Source organism: Desulforhabdus sp. TSK, from assembly GCF_022836495.1.
Classification (GTDB): domain Bacteria; phylum Desulfobacterota; class Syntrophobacteria; order Syntrophobacterales; family Syntrophobacteraceae; genus Desulforhabdus.
In genome coordinates this window covers 258387-277693 of sequence record NZ_BQXM01000001.1, presented here as the reverse complement: position 1 = coordinate 277693, position 19307 = coordinate 258387, and the positions used below count along the sequence as shown (strand labels likewise).

Genomic DNA, 19307 nt, shown 5'->3' with positions numbered 1-19307 from the left:
TCAAACCTCCTTTCTTTTGGGAGGAAGATAGAAAACGCTCGGTTTCGTCCCCTTCTCGGGGAGCAGGTTGAATCCGTTCATTTCGCGGATCATTCGCGATACTTCGCTATTGGGGTCATCCAGGTCTCCTACAAAACGCGCTTTTCCCGGGCAGGCCCGGACACAGGCGGGATCGAGTCCCTGAGCCTGGTAATGAACGCAGAAGTTACACTTTTCAACAACACCCTTGGCGCGAAGCGGCGCGTAGACCAGTCGGCCGTTCAGCCGGTATTGTTTCGGGTGTCCATAGGTGTAGCCATCCTGGTATTCATAGCGCTGGACGGATCTGGTCGGGTCCTCCCAGTTGAACTGGCGTACTCCATAAGGGCAGGCCGCCATGCAGTAGCGGCAGCCGACGCACCGTTCGAGATCCACGAGAATGGAGCCGTCCGTATGCCGGAACGTAGCATCCACCGGGCAGACTTTTTCGCATGGGGCATTCGCGCAATGCTGGCAGGAGACGGGAAGAAAGAGCTCCTTTCCCTTGACGGGCGCCACGCCATGGAACTCGCTTCCCGGAGTGACCACCCGGTTCCACCAATTTCCAGCGGGCTGAGCGTTGTGCTGTTTGCAGGCCACGGCGCAGCTGCGGCATCCGATACACTTTTCAAGATCGATCACCATTCCTCTTCTCATGCGCTGACCCTCCTGACGTCGACCAGGCATTCGTTCCACACCGTGGTGGGAGACCAGATGCCCGGAACGAAGTAGATCTCGTGGAGGGGTTTGATCCACGGCATGGTGAGCGAGTTATAGGACTCGTTCTTGAGGTACCTGGCCCACCACCCCTCTTCGAAGATCGCCGTCCCCATGCGGCATCCCGGATCAATGACCGCGTAAGCCTTTGTCTTGCCGCGATTGTTGTAAATCTCCACAAAATCTCCCGTCTTGATCCCCCTCTCCTTCGCGTCCGCTTCGTTCAGCAGCAGTTTGGGCTTGTTGCCCTGAAGCTCGTTCAGCCAGACATTGTTGGAATGGGTCGAATGAACCCTGTAGAGCGAATTCTTGGTTACGAACCGGAGCTTGTATTTTTCGCGCACACTCGGATCCTGCTTGTATTCGGTCTCAACGAAAGTCTCTTTGTGCACGGGGAGCTGTTCGCCGGTTGCGATGAACAGGTCTTCGTCCTTGTAGAATTCGATGCGCCCGCTTCTCAGGAATTTGGCCGTTGCCGCAAGTGGAGGCGGATAGCTTCGTGGCGGGAAGGGCACTCGATCGTGGATCTGCTCCCAGAATGGAATTTGTCTATCGTTGGGGGCGGGCGAGTGGAGGCGAACGGGACCTTTCTGAAGCATTTCGAGGGTGATGCCCTTGGTCTCGGCGCCACCATTGGCCAGGAGAATTTCGATGACCTTGAGGCTCGCCTGATCCGTGTCAAGCTCCGGGAAGAAATATTTTTCGAATTCCGGATTCAACCGTTTGGCCAGCTCCCTGGCGACCCAGAAGGCCGGCTTGCTTTCGAACATGGGCTTGATGGCGGGCTGCTGCAGTTGCAGATAGGGATGAAGGATGGTCGCTACAAGCTCGTGATTCTCGTACCAGCTCGTGGCCGGAAAAACGACGTCCGACCATTGGCAGGAGGTGGTCATCTGAAAGTCGAAGGTCACCACAAACTCGATGTCCCCCGACGCAGATCGATCTTTCAATCGATTGGCCATGTTGTGCTGGTCGAAAGGATTTCCCCATCCGCCGATCATGGCCTTGATGCCGTTTTTGGGGTAGCGCGGCCCACCTCCCTGCAGGAAGTGAAGGTAGGGTACCCAGTTGAGCCCCCCTTCCCTGGGAAACCACCACTGGCTGAGATCAAAGCGGATGCGGTACTGTCCCGCAAGGGTGCATATGCCCCCGCCGCTTTTCCCTATGCTGCCGGTCAGGACGGGAATGAGGGAGAGTGCGCGGCCCTTGAGGTCTCCATTGTACCACTGGTAATTGCTTGCACCGTAAACGACGTGGACCGGGGTGTTGGTGGCTGCTTCGACGGCGATGCGCTCGATCTGCTCGGAGGGGACCTCGGTGATGGCCGATACTCGATCGAGAGTATAATCTCGCAGAACCTCCCTGAGGGCGGTCATGGCAGTCCGGACTTCGACCCGGCTTCCATCGGTCAGTTCCACTGCATATTCACCTTCGAGATCGGCACCCGTGGGTTGGAGATTTTCGGGGTCCAGGATGGAAAAACCCTTGACGTTATGAATGACGAAAAGACTTCGGTAATCGGGAATTTTTCTCTGCGTTGCAGCTTCGGCGAGATCCTTCATTTGTGAAGCGAGAAGCCTCTTTCCGTTATCCTTTCTCACCAGGATCGGCATGTCAGTAAAATCCCGCAGGAACTCGGCATCATACAGGCCTCTGTCGATGATCACCTTCGCAATCCCCAAGCCCATGGCGGCATCCGTGTCCGGTTTGATGGGAACCCACTCGTCGGCTTTGGCGGCAGTCGAGCAGAAGTCCGGATCGAAGACGACAACCTTGCCGTTCCTTTTGGCGTGCAGGAGGTGCTGCGCGTCCGGGAGACGGGTCTGTATGATATTCGACCCGTGGATCATGGTGTAGCGGGCGTTGCGCCACTCCAACGATTCCATCTCCTCGGTTTGCACACCGAAGGTCATGGGCCAGAACATGGGCAGATCCCCGTTTTGATCGTAGCCGTGATGCATGGTCCATCGGGCGAGGGACGCCAGGCGGACGAACGCTCCCTTGTTGACATAACCCGTGCCCGGGACCTGAATGGTCATTGCAACAGCTTCGGGGCCGTTTTTGTCCATGATCTCCTTGAGACGCTTTGCCGTATGATCCAGCGCCTCCTCCCAGGAGACCTTCTTGAATTCGCCGTCGCCCCGTTGCCCGGTTCGTATGAGCGGGTACTTGAGTCGATCCTTGCCATAGATGAGGTTCATCATCGAAAGGCCACGCAGGCAGCCCCTGGGGTTGTATTCCTTTTCAGGGTAGTCGGCGCTTTGTATCAGAGTCCTGATTCTCCCGTCCGATACATGGGCATTGAAGCCGCAGGCCCCGGTGCAGTTGGGAGAGCAGGTCGAACGGACTACTCGCTCTCCCGCATCGAGCTCCGTTGCGGCAGCTTCTCCCATATAATGAAAAAGTCTGGGCTGGAAGGCGGCGAGTGCCCCTGCTGCTGCTCCCGCCTTCATGAAGTCGCGTCTATCCATTTTCATTGGACCCCTCCTCCGATGCATTGCGGTTAGGACCATCATAGTGAATCATTTCCTGCTGCCTTGCTCTACATGATTCTGAAAAGGGCTTCATTGACCTAAGTCAAAAAATGAGGGTTCGGATCCACGCATTTGACAATCCCAATCTTCTCCTGACCTCCATCACCAATTTCTTGAGCCCTTCCGAACGCTCCATCGCCTGCCAAACGCTCGCTCGAGCGGGTGACCTCATTTGGAGATAGACGTCTTTTGTCTCTTCGGAGCTCTTTTGCCTGCCGGCATAGCGGCAGAAGGGTGGTTTTCTGAAAAGTGAGACACGGTATTGCTCCGCCTCAGGGGGAATCTCGCAAAAATAAACAACCGACCCCGAGGAGGCCGGCTTCGATTACGCCCTTGTAAAGGGGATAAGCGGTTAAGAGCTTCGGTTCTCTGCTGCTTTCGCTGTCTCCTCCCGGTACTTCGCATACCTGGAGATCAACTCGGCGTCCACGCCCACTGTTCCACACACATTGCACTTACCCGTCGGGAGCTCGAGTTGAATCAGACAAGTTCAGAAAGCAAATCGATCCCCCCTCTCATTCGATCAGGGACCGAAGGTGGACAGCCACGTCACCTACCACGTGCCCTCCTTGAAAACCATGCATTGCTCAGTGAATCGCACAGCTCAGACCCATTTGGATATTTTCGACCTTCATAGCTGCACTTCTGTTCTTCCATTTTACTTCCCTTTCATACGGTACCAATGCTTCAGAGATCCGGGAGCTGCTCCCGATTCCCAGCACGATTGGATCGATTCTATCAGTGGTAAAAATAAGCAAGGCTTGGTTTCGATTCCCTGGAACGGGCTTCGTCCATGGCCTGCCATTTTCCGTCGCTGCAAAGCTTGCATTCTCCATGACTGCAGATTTCAGAGCCATTTGAGTAGCTCCTGCCGTCGTGGAAGCATCGTCTTTTCTTCTGATCTTCCATAAGATCTCCTCCCTTTCAAAAACTTGAGGTGATCAATTCTCTCATAACGCATATCATTACCTCATATCTTACAGTACTCTTATAATCATTATTTCTTTTATTTTCATTGAATTGCTTTCAAGAAGCACTGTTTTCGCTATCCACGAAGGACACACGCCCCCTTCCCGGCTTCTTCACTTTGGTAGCCGCCCGGGCCGCTTCAGTCATGATGGTCTTGAGGTGATTTTTTCGCACCGGACTTCTGCCGCTATGGCGTTTCCCCGCACTTTCGACGTTCCCCGCAGAAAGACCCGCCTGGGAAGAAAGAGCAATATCGGTTCTGAAAAGCTCTTTCGACAGGGCGACCTCTGCAACGATAGCTCGGCCGGACACTTCGCAGCAATCATCTCCTTGTGAACATCGAGACCGCAACAAATCGGATGCATTACTCTCACTATTCCATTATCATTCCACTGGATCATTGCCGTTCTCCATTTTTGAATGCACAGGGATACAAATATTTTCTATGAAAGTCCCCCTCCATCCTCCTTTGATGAAGGGGGATGAGTTGTGTTTCCCCCCTTTGGCAAAGGGGCGAAGGGCGGATTTCATTTGATGGGGGTGAACTCCACAGTGTTCGTGACCGTTAAGCCGGAATCCAGCCACACACTGCTCTAGATTCCGGCTTAAAACATGCCGGAATGACGAAAAGTGGTATCCTGGTGACCTCCAAGTCCCTGAAAACATGAGATGGAGCTCGAGATGATCACCCTACAAGGGCTGCTCCAGGGGAGGCGCTGCCCGGAAATTGAAAAGGACGAGCGGCTTTTGACGAAGGAGAAGACGATGAATCGAAAATGGCTAGCAGGTATTGCATTTTTTGCTGTTTTCATGGTGACCTGGCATTTGTGCAATGCAGGAGAGAATGAGTTGATGACCAAGGATGAATTGAAATCCCTCCTTGGGAATCCAGACGTCATCGTACTGGATGTCAGAACGGGTGGCGATTACAGGTCCAGCCCTATCAAAATCCAGGGGGCGCTGCGTGAGAATCCCATCGATGTGAACAATTGGGCGGCCAAGTATTCCAAGGACAAGACCATCGTTCTCTATTGCAGCTGAAGTAATGAGGCCACAAGTCTCCGGGTGAGACGAGAGCTCAGTATGAAAGGTTTCAACAACGTTTATGCCCTGAAAGGTGGATGGATTGGCTGGTTCGTCGCCAAGTACCCCACGGAGCCCAAATGAATAGGGCTGCCTGGAGAATCTCCTGAAGGAGGTGAGCATGCTCGTTCGATTTCACACCAGAATGTTAACTATTTTGGGATGCGCAGTGCTGGTTTTTATGGGTTTGGCAGTCTGTGATGCGGCCGAGAAGGGACCGGACAATTTCGGGGATAAGATTTATCAGGTGGGCAAAATAAAGCCCCGAGACAGCGCGGGGGGGCTCAAAGCTGGAGTCATGGCTCCTGATTTCACCCTTCCATCCATCACAGGAGAGAAGGTCTCTTTGAGACAGTACAAAGGCAGGAAGAACGTTGTAATTTCTTTCGTGCCGGCATGCTACACGCCGGTCTGTTCCGCGCAGTGGCCTCATTATGATCAGGCTAAACAGCTCTTTGAGGAGAGCGACACCATTCTGCTGGGTATCACCGTGGATAACATCCCGGCTCTTTACGCCTGGATCAAAGACATGGGCGGCGTCTGGTTCCCAGTCCTGTCCGACTTCTGGCCCCATGGAGCGGTGGCCAGGAAGTACGGTGTGCTGAGATCTTCTGGAACATCCGAGCGGGCGATCTTCATGATCGACAAGAAGGGCATCATCCGATACGTGGACGTTCATGATATCAATGAGTCTCCCGGCATAGAAAAGTTGGCCGAGGAACTGGAGAAACTGAAGAAGTGATTGACTGAGCCACGTCTCCACCCCACTCAGCGATTCAGGATACGTTCCAAGCAGTTTTTGCATAGAACATCCAATCTAAGGGAGCATCTGATTTTATGCTCCCTTGACGCAGCCCTTGTCGAGCAGGAGATTCCTGGACTTTTAGCCAACTCTGGGTGGGTGTCGTGAATGATCGGGTTTGGGCATAAGGCCTTTTCGGATGCTGGGTGAGCCCTCGCCTGATGGTTGATGCACGGGACAGAGTGGAAATTTGGAGATCCCTCACCCGCCGGCCTTCCGGGCGTAGAGGATTTGAGCCCGCTCCAGCGCTTCGGGAGTGTCCACTCCCATGACTTCCTCTTCGAGGGCTTCCACCACACCGATGGAGAGCCCGTCAGCGGCCATCCATTCCACGAGGTCCGTCAGGAAGTATTCATCGATGGTGACCCATTCCTCCCCACGCTGCTTTCGCACCTGGTGGGGGTGGCTCGCCATCCGGTCCATATAGCGGAGCAGCGATTCCCGCCGGGCCGCGTAGACTCCCGCATTGCAAAACTGCAGCTTTTCCTGTTCAGCGGGCGAAAAGTTCTTCCAGTACTTCCATTCCACAATGCGCTCGACCCGGCCCCCGTTCATTTCCAGCATGCCGTACTGGCCCTTCTGCTCCGGAGCGAAGGCCAGCACCATGAGCTCATGCTCCCTGAGCCCGTCCACCAGCCGGCTGTAGGTAGCCGGCGCGATCATGGGGACATCCCCCATGGTGATGACAACAGCGGGGGAATCGACGGATTCGAGAAATGTCCGGGCAGCCAGCAGGGCACCGCCCGTTCCGTTGGTGACCGGCTGCATCAGGCAGGAGGCTCCAAATCCTTCAGTCGCCGCATCCACATCGGCAGCACAATGATGCACCACGACTCCTTTGGGCCCTGGAGGCAGGTTTGTCAGAACTTCCACTAAAAGCGGTCGATCGCCCTGGTAGAGCGATCCTTTCGGAATGAGGGGAAGAAGGGTCTTGTTGCCCTGGAACCCCAGCATGCGGCTCCCCTTGCCTGCCGCAAACACGACACTGACCACTTCACCGGACTGTGAATGCATCATATGGGATCGATCCTTTCGAGGATTCATGGTTTGGACTGAACCGCAGAGACGGTCCCCGGACCCGAAGGCTCAAAGCCGCCCGGCGGGCTCTCCCCTTTGGAGGCGGCAGCCTTTCTCAGCTCCCGGTAGCGCGAGACAGCCCGGGAATGCTCCTGGAGGTTCTCCGAAAAAGAGTGCGTCCCGTCGTTGTTGCTCACGAAGTACAGGTACGGAACCTTTTCGGGGTGGAGGACGGCCTGAATGGATTTGCTCCCGGGATTGCAGATGGGCCCCAGGGGCAATCCCTTGTTGCGATAGGTGTTGTAAGGGCTCTCCCGCTTCAGGTGACTCCAGAGGATCGGGCCGGAGAAATTCTCCAGATCGTAAACGGCCGTGGGATCGCTCTGGAGAGGCATCCCGCGCCCCAGACGATTGAAAAATACTCCGGCGATGCGCGTCCGCTCCGCATCCACTATGGCCTCTTTTTCCACGAGGGACGCCAGTGTCACGATCTCATGGAGCGTCATCCCCAGCTCTTGGGAGCGCTGCTCCCAGTCTGCTGGAAGTCGGCGCCGAAACTGAGTCACCATGGCCTTCAACATAACCTCTTCGCCTTGGGACCGGCTGAAATGGTAGGTATCGGGAAAGAGATATCCCTCAAGGCTGGAGCTCTCGATTCCCAGGGATCGGATCCAACCAGGGTCTGCAGCATACCGCATGACCATTGCCTCGGAAGCCAGGCCTTTCTCGTTTAAAGTCCTGGCGATTTCCCGCACGGTAAACCCTTCGGGCACCGTCACGCGGTGCAGCGCCACTCTGCCCTCGACAATCCGGTCCAGGACCTGCTCCGGAGTGGAAAAGGCGTAAAAGGCATATTCGCCCGCCTTCAGCCTCTGCCCTGCCTGGCGATACCGGCATAAATAATAAAATTTCCGCGGGTCGGAAATGATCCCTTCATCGTGAAGGAGCCGGGCGACAGCGGTGACATTCATGCCGGGCCGGACAATGATCTCCCGGAGGGTCCGATCCGCGCTCGCGGGAAGGCGGAGAAAAAGCCAGAAATCGAAGAGCAGGAGGCAGACAACGATGGAGACCAGCCCCATGAAGCCGACTAAAAAGCAATAGATAGTGTGGCGCGCTTTCAATGAATGCTCTCTTTTTCCCTCTCAGTATGGAGAAGTTGTGTCAATGTGCTTTGGGTATGGATCAGCAGATCCTCATGCGTGGGCTCGATTCCGATTTTATGCACTGCCCCGGCATGGGTTGTCAACCCATAGCCTCCCGATGCTTCGGCACGCCGGAGGCAGTTCCCCCAATTGCATCTACCCGGGATTCCTAAAGTATTGCAGACACTTGAGAACCCATCGAGCCTCAAAAAACAACAATTTATTTCAGAGTCTTTGGAGCTGAGGCGAATACATGCTATATGTGGGGTGAAGATTTTTCCAACTGAAAGACTTTTAATTCGCGGGGGGAGTTCGTTATCCATGAGCATGCACATGTATCGGCAAGCCGGAGTGGATCTGGACAAGGCCAATGAACTGGTCAAGCGCATCAAGCCTCTGGTGCGCACCACGTTTAACAGCGGCGTCATTACGGACATCGGGGGGTTTGGCGGCCTTTATTCCATCAACTGCCATGAGATGAACAAGCCCGTCCTGGTGTCTTCGACGGATGGCGTCGGGACGAAGTTGAAAGTGGCGTTCTGGTCCAACCGTCACAATACGGTGGGGATCGACCTGGTGGCCATGTGCGTGAACGACATCATCGTTCAGGGGGCACGGCCCCTGTTCTTCCTGGACTATCTTGCCATGGGACGATTGGACCTGGACCTGGTGGAACAGCTCATCACGGGCATCGTGGCGGGATGCAAGGAAGCCGGCTGCTCCCTCATTGGTGGAGAAACGGCCGAAATGCCGGATTTCTACGGGGCGGACGAATACGATATGGCCGGTTTTTCCGTGGGGCTGGTGGACAACGGGCAGATCATCGACGGCTCCACGATCCACGTGGGAAACGACATCGTCGGCATCTCCTCGAGCGGTCTCCATTCCAACGGCTACAGCCTGGTGCGCCGCGTCGTTTTCGATCAGCTCAAGCTCAATCCCGACAGCCTCATCCCGGAATGCAACCGGACGGCCGCCGAGGAGCTCCTGGAGCCCACCCGCATTTACGTCGAGCCCGTCATGAAAATCCTCCGCCAGTTTTCCATTTCCGGGATGGTGCACGTGACGGGGGGAGGCTTTTACGACAACATTCCCCGCATCCTGCCCCGGGCCTGCCAGGCGATGATTTACAAAGGCTCCTGGGATGTCCCTCCCATCTTTACCTATCTGCAGGAACAGGCCCGGATTCCCGACGACGAAATGTACCATGTGTTCAACAATGGAATCGGTTACATCCTCGTCACCGAGCCCAGGGATACCCAGGACATCATCGAGCTCCTCAATGCCATGGGGCAGAGGGCCTACCGCATCGGCGAGGTGGCTCCCCGAGACGAAAATTCTCCCGCCGTCCGCATCGTGGAGCGCTGAGAGAGACTCCGTTGAACCTGCCGGGAGTGTATGGCCTTTGAAGAAGCTGCCCGTTGAAAGTGGAAAGATTGACGAAGCCATCAAACTCCTCTCCAACTACATCCACGGGAAGGAAGCCGCCTTGAGGCTCGCCCTCATGTGTGTCTTCGCCCGAGGCCATCTGCTCATCGAGGACATGCCCGGTCTTGGAAAGACAACCCTTGCCATAGCCATCGCCAAGATCCTGGGCCTTTCCTTCGGCCGGATCCAGTTCACCAGCGACCTGCTCCCGTCGGACATTACGGGACTTTCCATTTTTGACAACAACAGCGGTGCGTTTGAATTCCACCCCGGTCCCATCTTCAACCACATCGTGCTGGTGGATGAAATCAACCGAGCCACCCCCAAGACCCAGAGCGCCCTGCTGGAAGCCATGGGTGAAAAGCAGGTCACCATCGAGGGGAGGACCTACGATCTTCCGCGCCCCTTCTTTGTCATTGCCACGCAGAACCCGGGGGAGCAGTTCGGTACGTTTCCCCTGCCCGAGTCTCAGCTCGATCGCTTCATGATGAAAATCAGCATCGGCTACCCTCCGCGGGCGGCGGAACGGGAGATCCTGAAGGGAGGCAGCAGGAGGAAGGAAATTTACTCCATCGAGCCCATTCTGGAGGAAGCGGAGGTTCTGGCGATTCAGGAGCATATACGGAACGGCATCAGAGTTTCCGACGAGATGCTGGACTACTTCCTCGACCTCATCGGAGCCACCCGCAGCAATCCGTTCATCCAGGCGGGACTCTCCACGCGCGGCGCCCTGGCCCTCACCCAAACGGCCAAGGCCAATGCTTACCTGCAGGGAAAAGACTTCGTCGTTCCGGAAAATGTCAAGGCAGTGGCTCCGTATGTCATTCCTCACCGGGTGCTCTTCCGGGAGGAGTACGACGGCGAGAGCAAAAAGGAGATCCTGCTATCGATACTCCGAGACCTTCCCGTCCCCGTGTGATTCAGATCAACAAGGCCGGCTTCCTCTACATCCTCTTGACCTTACTGATCGGTTTCTCGGCCGTGAACACGGGAAACAATCTCGTCTATATCGTGACATCGGCGCTCCTGAGCTACATGGTGATCTCGGGCATCTTCGGCAGTAGAAATCTGCATGCCGTGGAGGCCTCCCTGGAATTCCCCGGGGAGATCTACGCAGGTACGAACGTACCCGTGAGGGTGCGGCTGGTGAATCGCCGGAAGCTCATGCCCGCCTTCCTCATCCGGATCATCGTGAACGAGCGGGAAATCCTCATTCCTTTCATCAATGCCCGATCGACGGTGCAGCAAAGCCTCCAACTGGGCTTCCAACGCCGAGGACGGCACAGCGTTCAGTATCTTCGCCTTTCTTCAGTATTCCCCTTCAATTTTTTTACGCGATTTCGTACCATCCCTCTGGATCTGGATCTCGTGGTATTCCCTCAACCCGTCGCATGCAGGTTGACGCGACAAAGTCATTCCCAGAATCCATCCAAGGGAGAAGCCTTGTCGGACCTGGCGGGTTTCGAGGAGGACCTGCGCTCCATCAGAAACTACGTTTCCGGAGACCCGGTCAAGTACATCAGCTGGAAATCCACAGCGAAAACGGGTCTGCTGAAGACAAAGGAGCTCTCTTCCATCGAGAGGGAGCACTGTATCATCGATATGGACCGCATGGAAAAAAGAGACCTCGAGCACGCTGTTTCCTGTGTGACCTACACCATCCTCAAGCTGCTCCGGACGCGCACCCCTGTGGGGCTCCACCTGGACGGAGAGACCCTCAAGCCTGACGTCAGTGCCGCCCATCGACTGAGAATCCTGACAAAGCTCGCTCTTTATGGTGAAGATTAAGGATACCCTCAAAATCTCGACCTATGCATGCGCCCTCACGGGGTATGCATCCGTCATCCAGCACGTGGAGAAGGCCACTGCACTCCTGTTTGCCGGCCTGCTGATTCTCGCTGCCGGCCTGGATTCCAGGAGGCCCTCCCCCCTCCCCTTCAAGCCCCCGCGGTGGCTGCTGAATGCCTGCTCGGTCGGGATTCTCGGATTTTTCTTCTCGAGGATCAGTGCGACCTATCTCATTGAGCCCATCCTCAATGCACTGCTTCTCCTCGTGGCCGTCAAGCTCCTGGAAGAAAAGCGACCCCGGGATTACATGCAGGTTTATCTTCTCTGCATGTTCCTCCTGGTCGGTTCCAGCCTTTTGTCCCTCAGTGCCGTCTTTCTGGTTTATTTCTTTCTCCTGGTTACGCTTGCCACTTTTTCCCTCCTGCTGCTCGCATACTTCTCGCAAAGCGAGGATCTCATTCTCACCTGGGACAATGTCCTGAAACTGGCCCGCCATGCGCTTCTCATCTCCGGCATAGCCCTTCCCCTGACGGCCGTTTTTTTCATCATCCTTCCTCGAACCAGCTATCCTCTCCTGAATTTTCTGCAGAAAAGGGAAGTCAGCCGAACAGGTTTCACGGATACGGTCACCCTGGGACAGGTTTCGGAGATTCAAGAAAACAATCAAGTCGTCCTGCGGGCAGAAATGCCCCGGGTAGAGGAGCGGGATCTTTACTGGCGAGGCATCGTCATGGATACCTTCGACGGTTCCGCGTGGAGTGTCGGGAAGACCTTCAAATGGGGAACCGCCCTGAATCCCCCCGCAGGGGATCCCGTGCATCAGACGGTCTACCTGGAACCTTATGGAAATCGGTATCTCTTCGCCTTGGACAAGCCGGTCCATATCGTGGCGGGGGGAGCACGGAGATCTCAGGATGCGACCTACACCCTTCGCGCACCCCTGGAAAGGAGAATAAAATACACGGCCGTCTCCGTTCTTTCTCCTTTCCTGCCGGACCCCTCGACGGAAGCATCCCATTATCTGCAGTTGCCTCCGGGCTTTTCCCCCAGGGTTGAAAAGCTTGTAGGAGCCCTGAAGAAGGCCGCCCCCGGGGACCAATGGGTGGGAGCTCTTCAGCGGATTTTCACGGGGGGAGATTATCAGTATTCTCTCCAGAGCCTTCCCGTCTCTGAAAATCCCCTGGAGGATTTTCTTTTCGTGCAGAAGCGTGGCAACTGTGAATATTTCGCTTCCGCACTGGCCGCCATGCTGAGAGCCGGAGGAATCCCCTCGCGCGTGGTGGGGGGATACAAGGGAGGATTCTACAATCGAGCCGGTGGGTATTACCTGGTGCTGCAGAGCAACGCACATGTCTGGGTGGAAGCCTATCTCAAGGACGGATGGCTGCGCTTGGACCCCACACCCCCCCTGCACGAGGGGCTTCCGGCGGGAGGGGCTCGGGATTCCAGCATGCAGCTCAAGCTTGCCATGGATACCGTCAACTACTATTGGAATCGCCTCGTCATCACCTATGATCTGAGCAGGCAAATGGCACTGCTGGAATGGCTCCGGTCGAGCCTCGAAAAGCCCGCAATCACCTCCTGGAAGCCGACCTTGAATAAACGAAGCCTCCTGCACTATGCGGGATTCCCCCTGCTCTGCCTTCTCGCCTGCTTCTGCCTTTACCGATTCCTCACCGAAAGGAAAAAACCCCTGGACAGAATCGCCGCCCGCTTCACCAGAAAAATGGCCGCACACGGCTACCAAAAGGGCAAGGCGGAAGGACTGGAGGAGTTTGTGGCAAGGATCGAGGAAGAACCCCTCCGGGAGAAAGCGCAAAGGTTCGTGGAGGATTTCGAGGCCATCTACTACGGAGACCGGGAGGCGACCCGCCATTCCCTCAGCCGGCTTAGAAACCGGATGAGAGAATTTTGAGGTGATTTTATAGTTCGAACGGGTAAAATCTTGACTGTTGTAGGAGTGGCTTCCAGCCGCGATTTTCAAGAATCCAGCTATTTCCATCGCGGCTGGAAGCCGCTCCTACAGGATCATCAATAAGTCACGATCTCATCCGTCTGGTACATACCGCATGGACCTTTTCGAATCCGGGAATGAGAAGCTGTTTTTCCTTGCAGTGTGAACTTTTGCCCACGATTTCATGCCCGAAGCATTCCCCGGTGGGGAAAAGCCCACACACAAGAACCCTCGTTGTCATATCATGCCGCATCGCTCAGGGCTAACGCACCGGTAGGGCAGCTTTTGACGCAGTGAGGGTCCCCGCCGCACAGGTCGCAGTGAATCAATTTGCCATCGATGGCGAACAGTGCCTTGAATGCGCAGTTCTCCTTTATTTGTGCATCACCTTCCCAGATGAAAGCTTTTCTCAGGGCGTCATCCGCACCCCTCCCCAGGGATTTCAGGCACTGCATCTTCTTGCACTGCCTGCAAACCACCGGCCGATGGTGACCATGGTCCAGAAAGCTGAGATGAACCCGGATGGCGGAGGCCTCACGCTGCACCTGACCGCCATGCACGAGGGAACAGGTGATTTCACAGAGCAGACAACCGGTGCATTTGTGTTGATCCACTTTAACCCGCATGTCGGTACTCCTCCTGGAAAGACTCGTCTATCCTCAAACGGTTGACTGTGGCAGGCGTGGGCACTCCGTTGCTGTCCCAGCCGTGGAGCTGATAGTAATCATCCAGCATTTCCTCGAATTTTTCCCGGTCGATATGTTCGCCCTGAGTGGGGCCATCGGGAACCGGCGCGTCATAATACAGGTCCGGCAGGGTGTCATCTTTTCGTGAAATCCCCTCGCCATTGATGAAGAGGCGTTCGGTGGTGTAGATTCTTTCTCCGAGGGCGTAAAGGTCTTTATCCGTCAGATCGAAGCCCACGGTTTTCTTCAACAGCTCACAGATATCCAGGTATCCGAGGGCGTTGATGCTGCTGAAAACGCCGGCAAACCGGCAGATGCCCACCGAGTCCATGACGGCATTGAACAGTTCGTGCCACCAGACCATGCGTGCCTTTCCCCTGTAGTCTTTGAAATCCTCGCCCACATCGGCGCCGTAAAAGTTGTTGAGCAGTTCTCGTGGATATTGAACGACATCGGTGGATGGACGACTTCTCATGTGGCAAGTCCCCCGGGTTGCCACGGCCAATCCAAAACCAAAGGCCTTGGCCGCACGTTCATCGGTCATTTCTATGGACACATTTTTTATGGTCATCATGTGTTTTCCGGCTTCGGGACTGAGCCTCGCAGGTGCAAAGCTTCCCTCGGCAACGACATTGCCGAAATTTCTCCGGTACACCGTATCGGTCATCAAGCGTTCAATGGCGTCATGGTCTCCCCACTGGAGGGCATATCCCACATCCTCCCTGGAGATGATCCCCTTTTCAAAGAGGGTGAACGCATAGCCCAGATAATTGCCGCCGGAGATGGTATCAATGCCGTATTGATTGCAAAGCTCGGACAGGTACACCACCGATTCCAGATTCAAATTTCCCAGCGTGGGGCCAAGGGATGCGATGCTGGCATACTCGGGGCCTTCCCCCCGGGTGCCCTTGAATTTACCTTCCTTGATTTCGAAACGGTGTCGGCAGTGGATGGGACAGCCGAAGCACGACACTGAGCCCTTGGACATTTTGGAATATAAATTCTCGGCATGGAGAGGCTCTCCCAGTTCTCCCACGGTGGTTCTCTGATGGTACCTGTAGCTGGTCCAGCCCCGCGTGTTGGCATTTTTGAACAAGATGGGAGTACCATAGAGCCCCAGGGCTTTTCCCCACTTGCTTCCAGCGGTTTTTTGACTCGTGGCTCTAAGGAGGTCGATATACCCCGTGGGATCCTCGATGGAAAAGGGCCTGTTGCCGCGCACCGCCACCGCCTTGAGCTGTTTAGATCCCATGAGAGCGCCCAGGCCTGTCCTACCGGCTGCATTCTTCGGTCCCGTGATGATGCAGGCAAACCGGACCTTGTTTTCACCGGCGGGACCGATGCACATGGTTTTGACTCTGTCATCCCCGAGCTCATCGCTGATCATGGTCTGGGTTTCCGCGGTGTTCCTGCCCCACAGGTGTGCAGCATCCATGAAGGATATTTTTTCATTTTCGATGTAGAGATAAACCGGACGATCGCTTTTCCCGGTGATGACGAGATGACTATACCCGGTACCGGCCAACTCGGCCCCGAAGTACCCGCCTACATTGGAATCCCCCAGGTAACCACTTTCCGGGGATCTGCCGGAAACGTTGGATCTGCCCCCCAGGACGCCTGTGAGAAGTCCGGCGCCGAATATCAGCGGGTTGCGGGCATCGAAAGGATCCGCCCCCCGGGGTGTCAAATGCTTCAGGTAATACATGTTCAATCCCCTGCCACCGAGATAGTCTCTGCGCAGGCCTGACGGGACTTCCTGAACTTCCACCTGCCTGGTGCTCAAATCAATAAAAGCGGTCTTCCTCGTCAACGGCATGATCGACTCCTTCCCTGCCTGTCAATGACACATTCATGGTTTTCAGCGGATAAAGAGCGAAACGCGTGCCAATGAACAATATATCAATATATCAAGATGTTAATCTGAATACCCCTCGACTTGCACGATATTAAACGACTTCATGCGCTAAATATCGTGTCTACTGTCAAATATCGTGGTAAATTTGCAAAATCGGGGGATGACGCATGCCCCGTTGTGAATTCCGGAGCCATGAGGACTGAGAGGAGAATGCCATGAAAGTGGATGCCAATGAATTTTTCCGACAAGCAACGATTCACATTTGCAGCAGCCTCGACATCAAAAAAGCCATGCAGCGCTGCCTGCAATATATCGAGCACTATATGCCGGTCTCATGGATGTCATTGTACCTGTACGAGCAGGAAACCGGTATCCTTTCAAATCTCGCCACCGTATCGAGCAGGGGAAGCATCACGCCGCTCCCACCCGTCGTGCTGCCCCAAAACGCCATCATGCAAATCGAGGACGAGTTTTCCAAATGGCAGGGGGTCAAGATTGTCGGCAACCCAGAGCATGATGCAGTTTCCTGGGCCGTATATCAGCAGACGGGAAAAGCCGATATTTCACTCCTGGTCATGCGTCTGGTCATCGAGGAACAGAGGCTGGGGGCGCTGACACTCATAGCCGAATCGAAAAATTGCTACGATCAAACTCACGCAGACTTGCTCGGCCTGCTCAGGGAACCCTTTGACATAGCGGTATCCAATGCCCTCCGGTATATGGAAGCCATCAGACTCAAAGACATGCTGGATGCCGAAAATCGGCGTTTGAACAGGGAATTGTCGCACGTGTCCCTGGATGAGATCATTGGGGCGGATTCCGGCTTGAAAGGAGTCTTGGAGATGGCCCGCCAGGTGGCGCATCTCAACAGCCCGGTCATGCTCCTGGGTGAAACCGGAGTCGGCAAGGAGATCATTGCCAACGCTATCCATTACACTTCACCCCGCAAGAACGGACCGTTCATAAAAGTCAATTGTGGGGCGATTCCCGATACTCTTTTCGACAGCGAACTGTTCGGGCACGAAAAAGGGGCTTTTACAGGCGCCGCGACGCTGAAGCGCGGATACTTCGAAAGAGCCCACACGGGGACTATTTTTCTGGATGAAATCGGAGAGCTTCCACTGCAGGCCCAGGTCCGTCTGCTCCGGGTCCTTCAAGAAAAGGAGATCCACCGTGTGGGGGGGACTCGGCCCGTACCGGTGGATGTAAGGATCATCACGGCAACCCATCGCAATCTGGAAGACATGATCAAGACCGGACTCTTTAGAGAAGATTTGTGGTTTCGGCTCAACATTTTTCCCATCACGATTCCGCCATTGAGGCACCGGAAAGAAGACATCCCCATGCTGTTTCATCACTTTATGCGTAGAAAATCAAAGGAGCTGAAAATTCATACAATTCCTCCCGTTACCGCCAGGAGCATAGAGCGGCTTCAATCCTATCCGTGGCCCGGGAATGTGCGAGAACTCGAAAACCTGGTGGAGCGTGCCCTGATACTGAGCTGCGGCCGCCATGGCAATACCGACCTGGAGATCGAATTCCTGTGTGATTGGGAAGCACGGAAGGATGTACAACCATTCTGCGAATCGGGGCAGCCGGTATTGTCTCTGGACCAGGCCGTCACACATCACATCCAGAAGCTGTTGACCATGACCAATGGAAAAATATATGGGACAGGTGGAGCGGCGGAACTGCTTCAGATCAATCCCAATACGCTTCGCAGTCGCATGAGAAAATTGAACATTCCCTTCGGGAGATCCGGAGAAATCCCTGCTTCCCTGCGTCCAGAGAACATGTTGTAAGCCGACCTTCTCCCCTTTCGGGACAGCATGCCCAGGGAGGACCCGACATCAGTCCCTTGAACCTTAAAATGGCTTGCCCTCGCGGCGGCTATGTGGTAGAAAGTTCTTTTCGTGAAGCCGCACCGTTCAGAAAGAAGATAAGCATCTGAAAATACTGGATTCACTCATATCCAAGGGTACTTTGAGAGAGAAAGGAAGCATGATCATGAGCAGGAAATGTGAATTCTGCGGAAAAACCCCCCAGGTTGGCAACAATGTCAGCCACGCGAACAATAAGACCAAACGTTTGTGGCTCCCCAACCTGCAGCAGGTGCGCCATGTGGATAAAGACGGCTCGGTGCGTCGCGTCCGCGTATGCACGCGTTGCATTCGAAGCGGCCTCGTCGTCAAGCCGGCCTGATGCGTTTTCCCGTCATGGTTTCATCCCCTGTACAATCGGTTCCGATGGAGACTCGAAACCGCTTGTACAGGGGATGATGTTGATGCGCACCAGTTGGACCGGCCTGTCGTCGCTCTAAACCGTTCCGGATACCGACGTCCGGCCAGTCGCCCTCCCCGAAGATGGTCGTGTGAGCAGCTCGTTCCCCATGGATTGCCGGCGCATCCGGAGTCGTCATTCCAGGGGATGCGTCACGACCCCGCTGCTGCATTCCCGCATCCCGTCCGATGGTCTTCTTTCCCCAGGGACCTTACAGGAAAAGCATATGGAGCCTCTTAACGCTGCCCGTTCGCAAGAAGCGATCCCTTTGCCCGAAAATCAGGAACCATCGACCCATTTTGGCTTCCTGACAGTTCCTGAGGACGACAAGGTCCGCTGGGTCAGGCGCCACTTCAATACCGTGGCCTGCAAATACGATTTCATGAACACGCTCCTCAGCTTCGGAGCGCATTACATCTGGAAGCGCATTGCCGTCCGCATGATGGACCTCCGTGAGGGAGACCGCATCATTGACGTGTGCGGCGGCACTGCCGATCTTGCCTTGATGGCCGCCCCCCTCATCGGTCCCTCGGGCCGTGTTTTCCTGTACGATATCAACTGGGCCATGATGAAGACGGGAATCCCCAAGGTTGCCGCCACGCCTTACGCACAACAGATTCACTACATCCAGGGAGATGCCGAAAAGATTTCCTTTGACGATGCCAGCTTCGATGCGGCCATGGTGGGTTTTGGAATCAGGAACCTGACACACATGGAAGAGGGTTTCAAAGAAATGTACCGTGTGCTGAAGCCCGGCGGAAAGCTCATGTGCCTCGAATTTTCAGAGCCCGTCACCCCCTGGTTTCGATTCCTCTACGATTTCTATTCCTTCTACATCATGCCCGCCGTGGGAAAAGTACTGGGAGGGTCCCGGCATGCCTATACGTATCTGCCCGAATCCATTCGCATGTTCCCAGGCGCTCAACGACTGAAAGAGATCCTCGAGGAAATCGGGTTCGAAAAGGTATCTTACCGCAGACTGACGGACGGCATCGCAGTCGTTCATGTGGGAAGGAAAGGATAGGGAGCGA

The 19307-nt window shown here is 55.2% G+C and carries 17 protein-coding genes; 9 read left to right on the top strand and 8 right to left on the bottom strand.

Annotated features, from left to right (window positions below; all coding sequences use genetic code 11):
• From MWC30_RS01250 to MWC30_RS01235, 4 genes are all read right to left on the bottom strand, one after another.
• The gene (locus tag MWC30_RS01250) at positions 1–675 is read right to left on the bottom strand and encodes a 4Fe-4S dicluster domain-containing protein (protein WP_244082325.1); all 675 of its coding nucleotides are present in this window, start codon (positions 673–675) and stop codon (positions 1–3) included.
• Complete coding sequence (locus tag MWC30_RS01245) at positions 672–3212, bottom strand: molybdopterin-dependent oxidoreductase (protein ID WP_244082324.1); 2541 nt, start codon at positions 3210–3212, stop codon at positions 672–674. The genes MWC30_RS01250 and MWC30_RS01245 overlap by 4 nt, the downstream gene beginning before the upstream one ends.
• 644 nt (positions 3213–3856) lie before the next feature.
• Positions 3857–4126 carry a hypothetical protein gene (locus tag MWC30_RS01240; protein WP_244082323.1) on the bottom strand — a complete coding sequence of 90 codons (270 nt, stop codon included), beginning with the start codon at positions 4124–4126 and terminating at the stop codon, positions 3857–3859.
• Between the two features lie 169 nt (positions 4127–4295).
• Entirely contained in the window at positions 4296–4550 is a 255-nt protein-coding gene (locus tag MWC30_RS01235) for a transposase (RefSeq protein ID WP_244082322.1), read from the bottom strand.
• A gap of 498 nt (positions 4551–5048) precedes the next feature.
• Here MWC30_RS01235 and MWC30_RS22730 point away from each other — a divergent pair, with 498 nt between their 5' ends.
• On the top strand, positions 5049–5405 hold the full coding sequence (locus MWC30_RS22730; RefSeq protein ID WP_276575215.1) for a rhodanese-related (seleno)protein: 357 nt from the start codon (positions 5049–5051) through the stop codon (positions 5403–5405).
• Positions 5406–5442: 37 nt separating this feature from the next.
• Positions 5443–6063, top strand: a complete 621-nt coding sequence (locus MWC30_RS01225) for a redoxin domain-containing protein (RefSeq protein ID WP_244082320.1) — start codon at positions 5443–5445, stop codon at positions 6061–6063.
• A 261-nt stretch (positions 6064–6324) separates the two neighbouring features.
• On the opposite strand, the gene MWC30_RS01220 is transcribed toward MWC30_RS01225, so the two are convergent.
• Both MWC30_RS01220 and mltG read right to left on the bottom strand, forming a co-directional pair.
• The gene (locus tag MWC30_RS01220) at positions 6325–7140 is read right to left on the bottom strand and encodes an NTP transferase domain-containing protein (RefSeq protein WP_244082319.1); all 816 of its coding nucleotides are present in this window, start codon (positions 7138–7140) and stop codon (positions 6325–6327) included.
• A 23-nt stretch (positions 7141–7163) separates the two neighbouring features.
• Positions 7164–8264, bottom strand: coding sequence for an endolytic transglycosylase MltG (gene mltG, locus MWC30_RS01215; protein WP_244082318.1), 1101 nt, complete (start codon positions 8262–8264; stop codon positions 7164–7166).
• Positions 8265–8606: 342 nt separating this feature from the next.
• On the opposite strand from mltG, the gene purM reads away from it, so the two are divergent.
• Genes purM through MWC30_RS01195 form a run of 4 tightly spaced genes read left to right on the top strand, consistent with a single transcriptional unit; the run spans position 8607 to position 13416 of the window.
• Positions 8607–9653: a phosphoribosylformylglycinamidine cyclo-ligase gene (purM, locus tag MWC30_RS01210; RefSeq protein WP_244082317.1), complete on the top strand. Its 1047-nt coding sequence runs from the start codon at positions 8607–8609 to the stop codon at positions 9651–9653.
• A gap of 46 nt (positions 9654–9699) precedes the next feature.
• Positions 9700–10632 (top strand): AAA family ATPase, encoded by a 933-nt coding sequence (locus tag MWC30_RS01205; protein WP_368860773.1) that lies wholly within the window; start codon positions 9700–9702, stop codon positions 10630–10632.
• The gene (locus tag MWC30_RS01200) at positions 10629–11501 is read left to right on the top strand and encodes a DUF58 domain-containing protein (RefSeq protein WP_244082315.1); all 873 of its coding nucleotides are present in this window, start codon (positions 10629–10631) and stop codon (positions 11499–11501) included. Before MWC30_RS01205 ends, MWC30_RS01200 begins: the two co-directional genes overlap by 4 nt.
• Positions 11488–13416, top strand: coding sequence for a DUF3488 and DUF4129 domain-containing transglutaminase family protein (locus MWC30_RS01195; RefSeq protein ID WP_244082314.1), 1929 nt, complete (start codon positions 11488–11490; stop codon positions 13414–13416). The genes MWC30_RS01200 and MWC30_RS01195 overlap by 14 nt, the downstream gene beginning before the upstream one ends.
• A gap of 281 nt (positions 13417–13697) precedes the next feature.
• On the opposite strand, the gene MWC30_RS01190 is transcribed toward MWC30_RS01195, so the two are convergent.
• On the bottom strand, positions 13698–14081 hold the full coding sequence (locus MWC30_RS01190; RefSeq protein ID WP_244082313.1) for a hypothetical protein: 384 nt from the start codon (positions 14079–14081) through the stop codon (positions 13698–13700).
• Positions 14071–15957, bottom strand: a complete 1887-nt coding sequence (locus MWC30_RS01185; protein WP_244082312.1) for an aldehyde ferredoxin oxidoreductase family protein — start codon at positions 15955–15957, stop codon at positions 14071–14073. The genes MWC30_RS01190 and MWC30_RS01185 overlap by 11 nt, the downstream gene beginning before the upstream one ends.
• A 254-nt stretch (positions 15958–16211) precedes the next feature.
• On the opposite strand from MWC30_RS01185, the gene MWC30_RS01180 reads away from it, so the two are divergent.
• From MWC30_RS01180 to ubiE, 3 genes are all read left to right on the top strand, one after another.
• Positions 16212–17798: a sigma-54-dependent Fis family transcriptional regulator gene (locus MWC30_RS01180; RefSeq protein ID WP_244082311.1), complete on the top strand. Its 1587-nt coding sequence runs from the start codon at positions 16212–16214 to the stop codon at positions 17796–17798.
• Positions 17799–18003: 205 nt separating this feature from the next.
• Positions 18004–18198 (top strand): 50S ribosomal protein L28, encoded by a 195-nt coding sequence (gene rpmB, locus MWC30_RS01175; RefSeq protein WP_244082310.1) that lies wholly within the window; start codon positions 18004–18006, stop codon positions 18196–18198.
• Between the two features lie 304 nt (positions 18199–18502).
• Positions 18503–19300, top strand: coding sequence for a bifunctional demethylmenaquinone methyltransferase/2-methoxy-6-polyprenyl-1,4-benzoquinol methylase UbiE (gene ubiE / locus MWC30_RS01170; protein WP_244082309.1), 798 nt, complete (start codon positions 18503–18505; stop codon positions 19298–19300).
• Positions 19301–19307 lie beyond the last annotated feature (7 nt).